Origin of the sequence: Streptomyces sp. NPDC053076 (assembly GCF_044546845.1) — a bacterium.
Taxonomy (GTDB): domain Bacteria; phylum Actinomycetota; class Actinomycetes; order Streptomycetales; family Streptomycetaceae; genus Streptomyces.
In genome coordinates this window covers 668,456-684,678 of sequence record NZ_JBITZL010000002.1, presented here as the reverse complement: position 1 = coordinate 684,678, position 16,223 = coordinate 668,456, and the positions used below count along the sequence as shown (strand labels likewise).

Genomic DNA, 16,223 nt, shown 5'->3' with positions numbered 1-16,223 from the left:
CCTACGGGGCGTCGAACCCCGTCGCCCTCGTTCGCTTCTCCCACTCGGTGACCTCCGCGCGGACCTGGTCGAGATGGGCCAGGACCGCGCTCACCCCGTCGTCGCCGAGCGGCAGCCGCAGCGGGGTCGGCTCGGCCTCCAGCGCGGCCAGGATCACGGCCGCCGCCTTGGCCGGGTCGCCGGGCTGCGTGCCGTCGCCGCCGGAGACGAACCCACGGGTCTCGTCCACCTTGGCGTACACCCCGCTGTCGGGACTGGCCCCGGCCCGGCCGGTGGTGAAGATGGAGGTCCGGAACGCGCCCGGCTCCACGATCAGCACCTTGATGCCGAACTCCGCCACCTCGTCCGCGAGCGCCTCGGAGATGCCCTCCAGCGCGAACTTCGTGCCGCTGTACGCGCCGAAGCCCGCGAAGGACATCTGGCCGCCCATGCTGCTCATCTGCACGATCGCGCCGGAGCGCCGCTCCCGCATGTGCGGCAGCACCGCCCGCACGAGCGCCACCGGCCCGAAGACGTGCAGGTCGAACAGGTCCCGCAGCTCGGCGTCGGTGGTCTCCTCGACCGCGCCGACATGTGTGCGGCCCGCGTTGTTGACCAGCACGTCGATCCGGCCGTGCCGGGCCACGACGTCCTGTACCGCGGCGTCGACCGCGGCCAGGTCGGTCACGTCCAGGCGCAGCGCCTCCAGCCGGCCGGGGTGGGCGGCCACCAGGTCCTGAAGTGCCTCCGGGTGGCGGGCCGCGCCGACCACCACGTCGCCGGCGGCGACGGCCGCCTCGGCGATCTCCCGCCCGAAGCCACTGGTCGCCCCGGTCACCAGCCACACCCTGTTCACGGCATCCGCCATGTCGTCACTCGTCTTCTTCCGTGAGCCGTCTTCGCACGGGCACCAGCCTGCTGCCCCGGGCGTCCGCGGTCCAGGCGGCACGGCGAGGACCGCTGCCCCGGGCGTCCGCGGTCCAGGCGGCACGGCGAGGACCGCTGCCCCGGGCGTCCGCGGTCCAGGCGGCACGGCGGGGACCGACGGCGGGCCGGGGCGCCGTCAGGCCGGGTGCCCGGCCGCCGTCAGGATCGCCTCCGTCACGCGCGGCAGCGAGTCCGGGTGCAGCCACAGGAACAGGTTCGGCTCGACCAGCTCCAGTTCCATCAGCCGGGGCTCGCCGTCGTCGCCGTCCACCAGGTCCACGCGCGCGTACAGCAGCTCCGGCGCGCCGGGCACGGCCGCCAACGCCTTCTCGGCCACGGCCAGTTCGACGTCCGTGGGCTGCCAGCGCGCCAGGTCGGGGTGGGCCACCTTGTCGGCGTCGTAGGGGGTGCCGGGCGACAGGACGGCGCCCTTGCGGCTGGCGTGCAGCAGCCGCCCGCCGAAGAACTGCAGCGCCCGCTCCCCGCGCACGTCGATGCCCGGCATGTACGGCTGCACCATGGCGGTGAAGCCCTCCGCGTGCATCCGGGCGAGCTGCCGTAGCGCGCCCTCGTGCTCGGCGGGCGAGTAACGGGCGGCGAACCGGGCGCCCGCGCCCGAGGTCGGCTTGATCACGAACTCGTGGCCGACGGGCAGGCCGGCCGGTTCACCGGGCGCCATGTAGCGGGTGGGGACGGTGGGGACACCGGCCGCCGCCAGCTCTCCGAGGTAGCGCTTGTCGGTGTTCCAGCGCACGACGTGGGCCGGGTTGGCCAGCCGGGTCAGTGTGCCGGTGCGCTCCACCCAGGCGGCGAACTCGGCGGCCCGCCAGCTGTAGTCCCAGGTCGAGCGGATGACCACCAGGTCGTACCCACCCCATTCCACCGCCGGGTCGTCCCAGTACCGCGCCTCCGCCTCGGCGCCGGCGGCCGTGAGCGCCCGCACCAGCACGGGCAGGTCGGTGTCCTTGCCCGGCTCGGCTCCGGGGTCGTAGGTGGCGAGGGCGATGCGGGGCACGGCGGGCTCCCTGTCGTACGACGGTTCGAGGTCGGTGCGGCTGTGAGGCTAACAAGCACGACGGCCACCGGGACACCGCATTCGGCCTTCCCGGACCCGGAGCGCGGGGCTCGTCGCCGTCGATGGACGCCATGAGGACGCTGACGGTCGGCACCATGAGCGGGATCTCGAAGAGGACGTACGCTCGGAGCAGGCGGTCGTGGAAGGCCGGCCCGTCCGGGGGCTCCCGGCCCCGACCGCCGCCACGGCGATCAGCAGCCCGCCGGCACGGCTTCTGTCCGGGGCGACGCGGCTGTTTCCCAGTCAGTCCCCTTCGCCCACGCGGGACGGCCGGTCACCGCCCGGGGGTGGCACCCGGTGCCCGTCCACGGAACGATCCGCTCCTGGTGTAGGAAGGGTGCTGTCGTCCCGGCAAGTCGGCACCGCCGACAGTAAGGAGTGCGCCGCGTGTCCTCTCTCTTCCCCGCCCTGACGAACGGTCCGGGTGAGCGCAGCGAGACGGGGGTCCCCCCGGACGAAGTCTGGGGAAGGGTCGCCCTGCGGTTCGGGCAACGGACCCTGACGTACGGCGAACTCGCGGGCGCCGCGGGTGCCCTCGCCGCCCGGATCGGCGGGGCGGGCCGGGTCGCCGTGTGGGCCACCCCGGAGCTGGAGACCGCCGTCGCGGTGACCGGCGCGCTGCTCGGCGGGGTGGCCGCGGTGCCGCTCAACCCGAAGTCGGGCGAGAAGGAACTGGCGCACATCCTCTCCGACAGCGCACCCACGCTGGTCCTGGCCGCACCCGGGGCGCAACTGCCGCCCGCCTTCGGCGACCTGCCCCGGATCGACGTCGACGCCTCCGCCGCCGGCCCCGCCCCCGCTCCCGGGGAGCGGGCGGCGGACGGTGACCCGGCGCTGGTCGTCTACACCTCCGGCACCACCGGCCCGCCCAAGGGCGCGGTCCTGCCCCGCCGGGCCCTCGCCACCACCCTGGACGCACTCGCCGACGCCTGGCAGTGGACCGGCGACGACGTGCTGGTGCACGGGCTGCCGCTGTTCCATGTGCACGGCCTGGTGCTCGGCATCCTCGGCCCGCTGCGCCGCGGCGGCTCGGTACGGCACCTGGGGCGGTTCTCCCCCGAGGGCGTGGCCCGCGAGCTGAACGACGGCGCGACCATGGTGTTCGGCGTGCCGACGATGTACCACCGCATCGCCGAGGCACTGCCGGACGACCCGGAGCTGGCCAAGGCGCTCGCGCGGGCCCGGCTGCTGGTCTCGGGCTCGGCCGCGCTGCCGGTCCACGACCACGAGCGGATCGCGGCGGCGACCGGCCGGCGCGTGATCGAGCGGTACGGCATGACGGAGACGCTGATGCTGTGCTCGTCCCGGTGGACACCTCCGGACCCCCGGCCCGGTGTGCGGGCCGAGGGGGAGGCCCGGCCCGGCACGGTCGGGGTGCCGCTGCCGGGCGTGCTGCTGCGGCTGGTGGAGGAGGACGGCACGGAGATCACCGCCTACGACGGGGAGACCGTCGGCGAGATCCAGGTGCGCGGCCCGAACCTGTTCACCGAGTATCTGAACCGGCCCGACGCCACCACCGCCGCGTTCACCGCCGACGGCTTCTTCCGCACCGGGGACATGGCCGTGCGCGAGCCCGACGGCCATGTCCGCATCGTCGGGCGCAAGGCCACCGACCTGATCAAGAGCGGCGGCTACAAGATCGGTGCCGGTGAGATCGAGAACGCTCTGCTGGAGCATCCGGGGGTGCGGGAGGCCGCGGTCACCGGGGAGCCGGACGCCGACCTGGGCGAGCGGATCGTGGCCTGGATCGTCCCGGCGGACGCGGATGCCCCGCCCGGCGCCGAGGAGCTGGCGGACCACGTGGCCCGTCGCCTCGCCCCGCACAAGCGCCCCCGCGTCGTCCGCTACCTGACGGCGCTCCCGCGCAACGACATGGGGAAGATCATGAAGCGGGCCCTGGCCGATGCCTGAGCGGCTCTCGGCGCGGGAGGTCCTGGCGCTGGTGGCGGACACGGACAGCTTCCGTGAACTGCCCGCACCGGCACGGGAGTCGCGGCCGGACGGCCCCCTGGGCTGGCAGGGCTACGACACCTCCCGCGCCCGTGCCGCCGAACGCACCGGCGAGCAGGAGTCGGTCGTCTGCGGCACGGCGAGCGTCGAGGGCACCCGGGCCGTGCTGATCGCCTTCGAGTTCGGCTTCCTGGGCGGCTCGCTGGGCGAACGGACCGGGGACCGGCTGGAGGCGGCGTATGTCCATGCCCGCCAACACCGGTTGCCGGTCGTGCCGTTGATCGCGACCGGGGGCAGCCGGATGCAGGAGGGCATACTCGCGCTGACCCAGCTCCAGCGGGTGGCCCGGCAGTCCGTGCTCACCCGGGAGGCCGGCCTGCCCCAGATCGCGGTCCTGCGGGACCCGACGACCGGCGGCGGCTGGGCCACGCTCGGCGCGGGCGCGGACGTCGTCCTGGCGCTGCCCGGCGCCCAGGTGGGCTTCGCCGGCTCGCGCGTCCGCCCGCCCGAAGCCGATCCCTCCGCCTACACGGCTCAGGCGCAGGTGGCAGCCGGCTCGGCGGACGCGGTGGTGCCGGTGCGGGAGCTGAAACACACGCTGGGCCGGTGGCTGGGCCTGTTGCCGGGCCGGCCGGGCCTGTTGCCGGGCCGGCCGGTCCCGGCCTCGCCGGGTGCCGGGCCGGGGCCCGGAGCCGGCGCGCCCGTGGGCGGGCCGGCGGTCGCCCCCGCCCCGGTGCCGTTCGCCCTCGGGGCGGCGGGGCTGCCCGCCACCGGGTGGGACGCCGTCGGCCGGGCCCGCGCGCCCGAGCGCCCGCGGGCGCAGGCGTACCTGGACGCCTACTTCACGCACCGGGTCCTCATCAGCGGTGACCGGTGCGGCGGTACCGACCCCGACGGGATGCTGTGCGGGTTCGGCGAGCGGGACGGCCGTACCGTGGCCTACGCGGCGCAGACCGGGACGGCGACGCGGCCCGCCGGTTATCGCACCGCCGCGCGGCTGATCCGGCTCGCCGACCGGCTCGGGATCCCGGTGCTGACGCTGGTGGACACCCCGGGTGCCGCCAACGGCGCGGAGGCGGAGCGGCAGGGGGCCGGGGCCGCGATCGCGGAGGTGTTCGGGGCGGTGGCCGCCGCACGGGTGCCGGTCACCACGCTGGTCATCGGCGAGGGCGGCTCCGGCGGGGCGCTCGCGCTGGCCGCGCCGGGCAACACCTGGGCCACTGCGGACAGTTACTTCTCGGTGATCGCGCCCGAACTGGCGGCGGCGATCCTCAAACGCCGGCCCGCGCAAGTCGAGGCTACCGCGGACCAGTTGCGCATCCGGCCGCAGGACCTGGTGGAGCTGGGAATGGTCCGGGGCATCGTCGAGCCCGCGGACCACCCCCGGACCTGAGCTACCGCACCGCCACCGCCCGGACGATCTCCTGGGTCACCGAGCCGCCCTTGTCGTCGTGGACCGAGGCCCGCAGGGAGACATGGGCGGCACCCCGGGGCACGGTCAGCGTGCCGTGCCAGGAGGCGCCCCGGCCGGCGGTCAGCGGGACGGTCCGCCAGGTCGTGCCGTCGTCGTACGACACCTCCAGCCGGCCGCCGCCGAGGGTGCCGGTGCCGGCCGCCTCCGCCACGTACCGGGCGCCGATCCCGACCCTCGTCCGGTGTCCGCCGCGCACCTTGCCGGCGAGGTCGGTGTCGACGTCGAAGGCGAGGTTGATGAGCGGCAGGCAGGTCCGGCGGTCCTCCGGGGTGGCCGCGGACCGGAAGGTCCACTCGGTGTGGCCCTTCGTGGCGGGCTGCCACCGGCCGGCGTCCAGGGCGGTGTCGGTGACCACCCGGTAGGCGTGTTCGTCGGCGGGGGCGTCCCAGACGTAGGCGGCGGACCCGGTGCCCTGGTCGACCAGGGTGCCGTCCAGGTAGACGGCGGTGGTCTGGCTCATCCCGCTGCCGTCGCTCCACACGTCGCCGAAGCCGGTGTGGTCGGGTCCGGAGTCACCCCAGCCGGGGGTGTTCAACTGGATCTGGTTGCCGGCTCGTTGCTGTCCCCAGCCGAGCCCGGTGCCCAGCCACGGGTGCCACACCGGACGGAACCAGTTCAGCTCCGGCCGCGACCCGCCGTCGTACCGCACCAGACCGCTCCGCTCCTCCAGCGCGCCGTCGCGTGCGGTGACGGACTCGTGCCACAGCTGGCCGGGGCCGGTGGAGACGTAGTCGGTGCGCTCGGCGGGCAGGTCGACGCGCTCCTGGAAGCCGAGGCCGATCGGGAAGGTGTCCGTGATCGAGTACCGGAACTCGCCGCCGCTCACCGGCTGCGCGGCGTGGAACCTGACCCGCACGGCGGCGAGTCGACGGCCGGAGGGGGCATAGGTGAGGTCCCGGTCCGGGATCGCGCCCCGGTGGCCCTCGGACAGGTCGTACACGTACGGCGAGTTGTGGGTGCCGGTCATGTCGACCCGGCCCGCCGCCCGTAGCCGGGCCGCGTCCGCCCTGTTCACCGTGGCGATCTGCAGGGGCCGGTCGGCGTTGTCGTCGGTGCCCCACCAGGCCGTCAGCCGGCCGGGCGCCCCGTCCGTCACGAACAGCGCCTTGGCGCCCGCGTCCTGCGCGGCCTGTGCCAGCGCGGCCGGGTCGGCACCGTCGGCGAGGCGGGCGAGCACCGCCTTGCCGGACACCCCGGTCAGCGGCCCGTCGCCGACGTCGACCAGGGGCAGCTTCGTCCGCCCTCCGATCAGCGTGCCGCCGGCCTGTACGGTCGCCTCGCCGACTCCCTTGACCTCCAGCCGGGGCTTGGCCAGCCGCCACACGGTCCGGTACTCGAAGGTGCCCTGGGTGACCTTCTTCGTGGGCGCGGCGAAGACGCTGTCGTAGGTCAGCGGCACCTGGACCGCGCCGAACAGGTCGGCGCCGCCTGCCGCCCGGTCGTACTCCATGAGCAGCTGGTGCGTCTCGGTGCGCCGGTCGACATCGGCCTCGACCTCCCGCAGCCCGCGTCCGTCCAGGGTGACTTCGCGGTCGCGGTCGAGGGAGATCTCGGGGGCCGCGAGGAAGCCGAGGCCGAGCGAGTCGGCGCCGTGGCTGCCGCGCACGTCGAGGAAGGAGGAGAGGCTGTACGTGCCCGGCTTCAGGCGCAGCTCCAGGGTGCCGGAGTCGCCGACATGCGCGGGCCGGGCGTCCTCGCCCGCGGCGAGCCGCTGCACGGTGAGGTCGGCGGCCGTGGGTGCGCCGTCGCGGTCCTTCACATGGACGGTGAGCGTGTACCGCTCCTCCTCCTTGACCAGGCCGAACACGGTGTGCGCGAGAGGCGTGCCGTCGGGGCCGGTGGCCACGATCTGCCCGCTCGTCTCGCCCACCGGCGCCTTCGAGCCGTCGCCGGTGACGGTGGTGGAGGCGGTGCCGTGGGCGGGGACGGTGAGGGTGTCCCGGGCGAGGGCGGCGACACCGTCCGGCGCGCCCCGCACGGACAGCTTCAACTCGACCGGCGCGTCGGACCCGTTGGTGTAGGTGACGGTCCGGGTCACCGGCTTGTCCGCGTCGTACGGCCAGCTGTGGAAGCCCAGGTCTGCGCTTCCGGTCGCGGTGACGTCCGCCTTCAGGGCGTCGGGCACGCTCACCCGGCCGGCGCCCAGCAGATAGGCGGACGCGTCGAGTCGCCCGGAGCTGGACATCAGCGCGTCCTTCAGCTGGGCTCCGGTCCAGTCGGGGTGCCGCTCGGCGAGCAGGGCGGCCACTCCGGCGACATGCGGGGTCGCCATGGAGGTGCCGCTCATGGAGGTGTAATAGCCGCTGCCGGGCACGAGCTGGGAGCGGGCGGCGAGGATGTCGACTCCGGGCGCGGACATGTCGGGCTTCAGGGCGTTGTCGCCGTACCGGGGCCCGGCGGAGGTGAAGTAGGCCGGCTGGTCGGCGGAGTCCACCGCGCCCACGGTGAGGGCGGCGTCGGCGGCGCCGGGCGAACCGATGGAGGAGGGGGCGCCGGTGTTGCCGGCGGCGACGACGAACAGTGCGCCGGTCTCCTTCGACAGGGTGTTCACCGCCTGCGCCATCGGGTCGGTGCCGTCGCTGGCCTCCGTGGACCCCAGGCTCATGGAGACGATCCTGGCGTGCACGTCCCGTGCCGCCCACTCCATCCCGGCGATGATCTGGGACTCGCTGCCCGAGCCCTGGTCGCTGAGCACCTTGCCGACGGCGAGCGCGGCGCCGGGCGCGACCCCCTTCTCCTCGCCGTCGGAGGCGGCGCCGCTGCCGCCGACGGTGGAGGCGGTGTGGGTGCCGTGTCCGTTGCGGTCGGCGACCTCCTGTCCGTCGATGAAGCTCCTGGAAGCGGTGACCCGGCCCTTCAGGTCGGGGTGGCCGAGGTCGGCGCCGGTGTCCAGGACGGCGACGGTGACGCCCTTGCCGGTCAGCCCCGCAGCCCAGGCCGCCTGCGTGCCGATCTGGGCGTTGCTCTCGGCCATGTCGGCCTTCACCCGGCCGTCCAGCCACACCTTGCCGATGCCGGCGGCCCGGGTGAACGACCGCCAGAAGGTGCGTCCCTTTCCGGCCGCCACGGCGGCTCCGCGCAGGCTGGGCAGGGCGCGGGTGCGCTGGGCGCCGGCGGGGGTCGCGGCCCGCGCGTTCCTGTCGTAGGTGACGATCAGCGGCACCGCGTCGGTCTCGGCGTCGGTGAGCCCCTGCCGGATCAGTCCGCTGACGTCGAACAGCCGCCGGTCCAGTGTGCCGGCGCGCAGATACGGCAGCGCCTCGTCCGGTACGACGGTGAGGTGACCGCCGTTCGACCCGGTCCGTACGGCGCCGGTGGCCCCGCGGGGCCGCTGCACGGTGACGGTCCTCCTGCCGTGGCCGAGGTCGGTGACGGTCACCTTGTCGCCGGTGACGAGGGTGACGGTGGTGGGGCCGGGGGTGCGCGGGGTGTGCGCGACCGAGGCTCCTCGGGCCGTCGCCGGGCCGGCCGGGAGCAGGGCGCTCACCAGCGCCGCCGCCAGCAGTGCCGTCCCGCGTCTGACTGGTCCTGTGCTCATCCACGCCTCTTCTCGTGTGTGTCGAGCGTGTCGCGTGCTGGGACGAGTGTGATGTGCCTCTTGCGAGACAGGAGTTGACCGTTCCTGACGGAAAGACGCCTGGCGGGTTCTCGCCAACCTCGGAGCCGTACCCGCCACGCCCGTTCGAAGATGTGACACCCGAAGCACCGTCCGTAACATGGGAGTTGTCACGAGTCACGGATGAGGGGGAGCGAGCGTCACCATGGACGGGTTGGTGGAGTTCAGGACCGAGGACGGCGCGCTGGTCGTGGTGGAGGGCGTCGCCACCAGGTCGGGCGCCCGCCTCGTCTCGCGCGGCGACGGCCCCGCCCAGGCGGCGCGCACCTTCGAAGGAGCGCTGGACGGCGTACGCGCGGCGGCGGCAGCCGCGCTGCGGGTCTTCCGGGACGGCAGTCTGCGTCCCGACGCGGTGGAGATCGAGTTCGGCGTACGGCTGTCGGCGGAGGCCGGTGCCGTCATCGCGAAGGGAACGGCGGAGGGCCACCTGATCGTCAAGCTCAACTGGTCCCCGGGGCAGACTCCGGAAGGGACCGCACCAGGGCCGACCACGTCGGAGGGGACCGCACCTGGGCCGGCCGCACCGGTACCGACCGCACCGGAACCGGCCGCACTCCAGCCGACCGCACCGGAACCTGCCGCTCCGGTACCGGCCGCGCCGGCACCGTCCGTTCCGGGCCAGAGCGTGCCTGGGCCGGAGTCCGCCGACCGGTGATGCACAGCGCCACCTGGCACGCCCGGATCGCCTGCGGCAACGAGGTGGGGGCCGGGTTCCTGATCGCCGGCCGCCGGGTGCTCACCTGCGCCCACGTCGTCAGGTGGCGCGACAGCGCGGCGGTGACCGTCACCTTTCCGCACGCCAGGGAACTGGGCGAGCTGTCCGCCTCGGTCGTCGCCCACGGCGGCTGGGCCGGCGCCGTCACCGACCCCGGCGATGTCGCCGTGCTCGAACTGGACCGTGCCGTCCCCCTCGCGCCGGCCGGCTTCGCACCGCCCGACGCCGCGTACACCGAGCCGTACCCCAAACTGATCGCGTACGGCTTCCCCGAGGGCTACGACGAAGGCACGCTCGCCGAATACCAGGCGGTCTCGCCCCAGTTGATCGCCGGCGAGTGGCTGGAACTGGTGGCGTGGAACGGGCACGGGCAGCCGCTCGTGGCCGGTTTCAGCGGGGCGGCGGCGACGCTGCCGGACGGCACGGTGGTCGGCATGGTCACCGCTGCCTCGGACTCGCCGGACGTGCGCAAGGGCCGGATGCTGCCGCTGGACGTGATGGCCCGGTACTGGCCCGAGCTGGGCGAGCTGGTGCCCACCCCCGGCCACCGGTACGACGCCCGCCGCCGCCTGTACGCCCTGCTGCGCCGGGCCGCGGCCGACGCCGGCCGCGGGTGTGATCCGAACCGGATGTACGTGGACGCGGTGGGCGCCTTCGGGCCGCCTCTGCCCCCGGGCGGTTTCCCCTCCCTGTGGGCGGCCGCCGGCTATGTGCAGTGGGAGGTCCCGGATCCGGAGGCGGTGAGCCGGTTCGCCGACCGGCTCAGCGAACTGCTCGACGGGGAACCGGCGTTACCGCGTCAAACGCCGTCGGCCCTGTCGGCTCCGTCTGCTCGGTCGGCTCCGTCTGCCGCCCCGCCGTCACCGGCATCGCCGCCCACGTCGGCCGCCCCGCCCATGCCGATGGCGCCGGCCACGTCGGTGGCGCCGGCCTGGTCCCCGGTCGTCGTCGAGATCGATCACAGCGGTGCCGGTCCCGACCAGGTGACCGTGGAGGTGTCCGCGTACCGCGAGGGGCGGCGCCGGCCGGTGGGCGCCCGCCGGCTGCCGCGCACCGGCGTGCGGGCCTACGTCCAGAGCCGCATCGACGAGGCCGTCGCCCATCTCGCCCCGGACGCCGACGAGCTGGTGACGTTCGTCCTGCCACGCGAGTGGCTCAACGAGGCGGTGGCGCGCTGGGAGTGCGGCGCGGACGACAGCACACCCCTCGGCTGCGCCTACCCGCTCGTCGTGACCGACCGTGCACGCCACCACAGCGGCCGGCTGCGCCACCAGTTGCGCAAGAAGTGGCAGAAGCTGGACTTGGGAGGCGGCGTCGAGGTGCACCGCGTCGAGTGCGGCACCCGGGAACGGCCGCCGAGCCTGCGCAAGCGGCTGTGGGACGGCGAGGCCGGACTCGCCGGCTACGCGGCCCCGCCCACGGCGGCACGCACGCACTTCGAGGTCGGTCTCACCGTGCCCGTACCGGTCCTGCTGTGGCGCCGGACCGGCTCTCCGTGCCCCGCGCACGAGGCCGCGTCCTGCCCCGGCGCCGGGCCCGAGGAGCCACCCTGCCCGGGCACCGCGTTCCTGGACCAGCTCACCGCCTCGGTCGCCGACGTCCCGCTCTCCGAACTCCCCCGGCACATCCTCTCGCTGCGGATGACCGCGGACGCCGACGACGAGCCGGACCGGCACTGGGCGAGAGATCTACAGCTGCTCTGGGACGACCCGCGCTGCTTTCCCGAGACCACCGCGAGCCTGCACTCGCCCGTCGCCTGACCGCCCGCACGACCACGCCCCCCACGGAGAAGAAGAGCCCATGCCCCTGTGGCCCGTCTACACCGGTACGAACGAGCCGCACGACGGCATCACCGAGCTGCCCGCGCCGCCGCCCTGGCGGGCCTTCGACGGCGGCCCGGTGCTCACGGCGCCGAACGCGACCGCCGACGCCTCCGCCGTGTCCCCCGACCGCACCCACCGCGCCGAGACGTACCAGGCCACCCAGGAGACGGTCCAGCTGGTCAACGCGGCCCTGTACCTGCGCCGCCCGCTGCTGGTCACCGGGCCGCCCGGCACCGGCAAGTCCTCCCTCGTGTACGCGGTCGCCCGGGAGCTGCGGCTCGGCCCGGTGCTGCGCTGGAACATCACCAGCCGCAGCACGCTGCACGACGGCCTCTACCAGTACGACCCGCTCTCGCGGCTGTACGCGGCCCGGCAGGAGGCCGCCCGGCAGGACCGGGCGCAGGGCACGGACGACCGGTCGGGCATCGAGCACCATCTGCGCCTGGGCCCGCTGGGCACCGCCCTCCTGCCGTACGCCCTGCCCCGCGCGCTGCTCATCGACGAGATCGACAAGAGCGACCTCGACCTGCCCAACGACCTGCTGAACGTGCTGGAGGAAGGCCAGTACGAGATCCCCGAACTGGTGCGCGCCTCCCGGCTCGCGCCGGACGGCATCGCCGAGGTGCTGGCCGACGGCACCGACGAGCGGGTCCCGGTGGCACACGGCCGGGTCCGCTGCCGGGCCTTCCCCTTCGTCGTCCTGACCAGCAACGGCGAGCGCGAGTTCCCGCCCGCCTTCCTGCGTCGCTGCGTCACACTGCACCTGCGGCAGCCGGACGACCGGCACCTCGCCGAGATCGTCCGCGCCCACCTGGGGGAACCCGACACCTACGCGCGCACCCTGATCGACCGTTTCCTGTCCCGGTCGGGCGTCGGCGACCTGGCCACCGACCAGCTCCTCAACGCGATCTACCTGGCCCGCTCCGCCGACCTGGACGCCGAGTCCCTGGACCGGCTGGCCGAGCAGCTGATGCCGTACCTGGGACAGAGCACGCGGTCCGATGCCTTCTGAGCACCCCGGTGCCCCGGATCCCCTGGTCCGCCTGGCCGACGTCCTGGCCGAGGCGACCGACGGGATGCGTCCGACGCCACGCGAACTGGCCGAACTGCTCTGGCTGGCCCGGCACATGGGACCCGGCACCGACGGCCACGGACCAGGGGTGTCCGACGTCCCGGAGCAGGATGCGCCGTCGCCGCCCCCGCCGCCGGTACCGCCACCCCGGCCGGACCCCGGGGAGACACGCCCGGAGGCCCCCCGGACACCCACGCCGCCCACGCCGCCCGCCCGCGTCCCCCTGCACCTCCCCTCCCACCGTCCTCCCGACCCCTCGGCGCACCGGCCGCACACCCCCCTGCTGGCGCCGGCGCCCCCGATGCTGCGTCACCCGCTGGCGCTGCAGCGCTCGCTGCGCCCGCTGGGCCGCCGGATCGACGCGCCCGTGGGCCACGAGCTGGACGAACGGGCGACCGCCGACCGCATCGCCCGGCTGGGCGCCGACCCCATGTGGTGGCTGCCGGTCCTGCGCCCGGCACGCGAGCGCTGGCTGCGCCTGCACCTGGTGTACGACGCGGGCCCGACCATGCCGGTCTGGCGCCCCCTGGTCCGCGAACTGCACACGGTGCTGTCCCAGTCGGGCGCGTTCCGCACGGTCTCCCTGTACCGCGCCGCCGCGGACGGCACGGTGCGCGGTCCGGACGCGTCCGCCCCCGCCGACGGCCGGACCGTCACCCTCTTGATCAGCGACTGCATGGGCCCGCAGTGGCGGGAGGGCCCCGCCGGGACCCGCTGGTACGCCACCCTGCACCGCTGGGCGCGCCGCATGCCCCTGGCCGTCGTACAGCCGCTCCCGGAGCACCTGTGGCGGGACACGGCCCTGCCCACCACTCCCGGCCGCCTGTCGGCCCCGCACCCCGTGGCTCCCACGGCGACGCTCACGTTCACCCCGTACGAGCAGGGCGGGCATGACGAGCAGTTCGAGGGGTGCGGCCGGCACGAGCAGTTCGAAGGGGGTGGCCGGCACGAGCAGTTCGAGGGGAGCGGCCGGCACGAGCCGTACGGGCGGTTCGGATCCGCCGTGGCCGGGGGCGCGGTGCCCCTCCCCGTGCTGGAGCCGGAGCCGCGGTGGCTGGCGCACTGGGCCGCGCTGCTCACCGCACCGGGGGGAGCGGAGCTGCCCGGCGCCGTCGCCGGGCTGGGCCGGCCGCTGCCTGCGGACGCCGAGGACCGCACGGACGTCGGGCTGCTGTCCGCCGAGGAACTGGTCCTGCGGTTCCGCGCGACCGCCTCGCCCGAGGCGTTCCGGCTGGCCGGCCATCTCGCGGTGGGGCGCCCCGACCTGCCGGTGATGCGTCTGGTCCAAGCCGCGGTCGAACCGGATCCGCGCCCCCAGCACCTGGCCGAGGTCATCCTCAGCGGCATGCTCACCACCGTCCCGGGCGGCGTGCCCGGCTCCTACGCGTTCCGGGACGGCGTCCGGGAGCTGCTCCTGCTCGGGCTGCCCCGCACGGACCGCAACCGCACCTCCGAACTCCTCGGCCGCATCGGCGAGTTCATCGACCGCAGGGCGGGCCGGGCACCGGGTGAGTTCCGGGCGTCGGTCCCGTCCGCGCGGGGTGCGGGGACGGCCGTGGAGGGCGATCCGTTCGCCACGGTCAGCGAGGACAGCGTGCGGCGGCTTTCGGCGGAAGCGCCGACGGAAAGCCGAGCCCAGCCCGCGGCCACAACGGAATCGGCAGCCGAAGCCCCGGCTCAGCCCGCACCCGCGACCGAAGCGGCAGCCGAACCCCGAACCGAGGCCACAGCCACTGCCGAAGCGGAAGCCGAGGCCACAGCCGAGGCGGAAGCCCCCACCGAAACCGACACCACCACCCAAGCCGGAGCCCAAGCCCAAGCCGAAGCCACACCCCAAGCGGAAGCCCCCACCGAAACCGACACCACCACCCAAGCCGGAGCCCAAGCCGAAGCCGAAGCCGAAGCCGCCGTGGGTCTGTCCGAGATCCGGTTCAGGGCCGACGAACTCACCGGCCGCCCGGAAGCCCGGATCACCCTGGAAGCCGCTGTGCACGAGATCCTCGTCCGCGGCTCCCTCGGCCCCCGCCAGTACGCGATGGACGTCCGCCCCGACGGCTATCTGGTGCGCGTCGAGCCCGGCGCCTATCTCCTGCCCGTCCTCGTGGCCGTCCTGCGGGAACTCCCCCAGGCGCTCGCCCGGCTGGCCGACCCACCGCGGCTGCGGGTCACGTTCGGGCAGCCGTCCGTCCCCCCGCCGGAGACGGCCGCGGACGTCATGGTCGTCGTACCGCCCGCGCTGTACGACGACTTCGCCGCCAGCTCCGCCGCCCAGCGCTCCCAGCGCTTCCGGCCGCTCTTCAGCGACGGCGCCCCGGACAGCCCGCCGGCCGCCTGGTACTGCCCGCTCGGGCCACGGTCCCCCGAGCCCGGGGAGCGCGACCTGGTCCAGGGCCCGTTCATCACGCACGACCTGCACGAGCTGGGCGTCCCCACGCCGGGCCGCACGGCCGTGGTCCACACCCGCCCCGACGGCCCGCTCACGCTGCTCGACCCGATCCAGCCGTACGGCACGCGTCCGCCCCGCCCGGAGACGTACTACTCGGTCGACCTCACCCCGCACGAGGCCCGTCACATCGTGTCCCTGCCGAGCTCAGGCAAGGGCGCGTTCAAGGCCGCGGTGATGCTGTCCTGGCGCGTCGCCGATCCGGTCGCCTTCGTCCGGGGTGAGGCCGCCGATGTCCCCGATGTCCTGCTGCAGCACCTGTGCGCCGCGGCGGCCCCCCTCACGCGCCGCCATCCGCTGCGCCGGGCGGGCGCGGCCCAGCGGGCGGTGAACGCGGAGGTGGCCGACTGGCCGGTGCCGGGGCTCGCGGTGTCGTACACCGTGCAGCTGGTCCCGGAGTGGGCGGCCGCACCGGCCGCGGAACCGCCGGTTCCGTCGCGTCGTCGGCTGTCGGACCGCCTCACCGACGCCGAGACCGTGCTGATCGGCTTCGAGGGGCCCCTCGCCCGGCTGTTCACGGCGCACACGGCGCGGGAGGCCGTTCTCGACCTGCTGTCGGTCGTGGCCGACCACCGCGACCCACGGGACTCGCTGACGGGCCGGCCGCTGCCCGTGGCGAGCGCCGTCGGCCGGGAGGCGTTCGCGCATCCGCTGGATCTGCTGCGCGCCTTCGCGCACGACCGGCTCGGTCCCCTGTTGCGGGCTCGCCTCGACGACCTCGAACTGGCCGCCGTCCCCGACGCGCCGGCCACGCACCGCTCCCTCGCGCTGGTCCGCGCGCTGTACCGGTCCGGCCGTAACGTCAGCGTGGTGACGGACGTGTGCACCCCGGCCGTCCGGCGCTACCTGGAGCCCTACCGGCTGCCCCTCGCGGGCGTCCACGGCCGCCGTGACGATCTCGGCCTGCTGACGCCGCACCCCGACTGCCTGCTGCGCGCCCTGGACGCCCTGCGCACGCCGGCCCGCCGCGCCGTCCTGATCAGCTCCTCGGTCGCCGAGCTGACCGCCGCCCAGCAGCTCGGCCTCCGCTTCATCGCCTACGCCCCCACCGCGGCCGGGCGCCGGCGTCTGCGCGAGGAGGACAGTGCGGTCATCGTGTCGTCCCTCGACCCGCTGCTGGAGGCCGCGCGCTCGTTCTGACGCGGGCGA

General features: G+C 75.0%; 9 protein-coding genes. 6 read left to right on the top strand and 3 right to left on the bottom strand.

What is annotated here, in order from left to right:
• Position 1: 1 nt before the first annotated feature.
• Together ACIGYR_RS10270 and ACIGYR_RS10265 are read right to left on the bottom strand one after the other, a co-directional pair.
• Positions 2-835: an oxidoreductase gene (locus ACIGYR_RS10270; RefSeq protein ID WP_391839698.1), complete on the bottom strand. Its 834-nt coding sequence runs from the start codon at positions 833-835 to the stop codon at positions 2-4.
• Positions 836-1,042: 207 nt separating this feature from the next.
• Positions 1,043-1,921, bottom strand: a complete 879-nt coding sequence (locus ACIGYR_RS10265; RefSeq protein ID WP_399595853.1) for a RimK family alpha-L-glutamate ligase — start codon at positions 1,919-1,921, stop codon at positions 1,043-1,045.
• 447 nt (positions 1,922-2,368) lie between these two features.
• On the opposite strand from ACIGYR_RS10265, the gene ACIGYR_RS10260 reads away from it, so the two are divergent.
• Positions 2,369-3,892 (top strand): acyl-CoA synthetase, encoded by a 1,524-nt coding sequence (locus ACIGYR_RS10260; protein WP_399595854.1) that lies wholly within the window; start codon positions 2,369-2,371, stop codon positions 3,890-3,892.
• A complete protein-coding gene (locus tag ACIGYR_RS10255; protein ID WP_399595856.1) occupies positions 3,885-5,324 on the top strand; it encodes a carboxyl transferase domain-containing protein in 1,440 nt (479 codons plus the stop codon). Before ACIGYR_RS10260 ends, ACIGYR_RS10255 begins: the two co-directional genes overlap by 8 nt.
• Position 5,325: 1 nt before the next feature.
• Here ACIGYR_RS10255 and ACIGYR_RS10250 read toward each other — a convergent pair whose 3' ends face one another.
• Complete coding sequence (locus ACIGYR_RS10250) at positions 5,326-8,943, bottom strand: S8 family serine peptidase (RefSeq protein ID WP_399595858.1); 3,618 nt, start codon at positions 8,941-8,943, stop codon at positions 5,326-5,328.
• Between the two features lie 223 nt (positions 8,944-9,166).
• On the opposite strand from ACIGYR_RS10250, the gene ACIGYR_RS10245 reads away from it, so the two are divergent.
• From ACIGYR_RS10245 to ACIGYR_RS10230, 4 genes are read left to right on the top strand one after another with little or no spacing between them, the layout of a single operon-like run.
• A complete protein-coding gene (locus ACIGYR_RS10245; RefSeq protein WP_399595860.1) occupies positions 9,167-9,676 on the top strand; it encodes a CU044_2847 family protein in 510 nt (169 codons plus the stop codon).
• Positions 9,676-11,496, top strand: coding sequence for a trypsin-like peptidase domain-containing protein (locus tag ACIGYR_RS10240; RefSeq protein ID WP_399596519.1), 1,821 nt, complete (start codon positions 9,676-9,678; stop codon positions 11,494-11,496). Before ACIGYR_RS10245 ends, ACIGYR_RS10240 begins: the two co-directional genes overlap by 1 nt.
• 40 nt (positions 11,497-11,536) lie before the next feature.
• The gene (locus ACIGYR_RS10235) at positions 11,537-12,571 is read left to right on the top strand and encodes an AAA family ATPase (protein ID WP_391838566.1); all 1,035 of its coding nucleotides are present in this window, start codon (positions 11,537-11,539) and stop codon (positions 12,569-12,571) included.
• Positions 12,561-16,214 (top strand): SAV_2336 N-terminal domain-related protein, encoded by a 3,654-nt coding sequence (locus tag ACIGYR_RS10230; RefSeq protein WP_399595862.1) that lies wholly within the window; start codon positions 12,561-12,563, stop codon positions 16,212-16,214. The genes ACIGYR_RS10235 and ACIGYR_RS10230 overlap by 11 nt, the downstream gene beginning before the upstream one ends.
• The last annotated feature ends 9 nt before the right edge of the window (positions 16,215-16,223 follow it).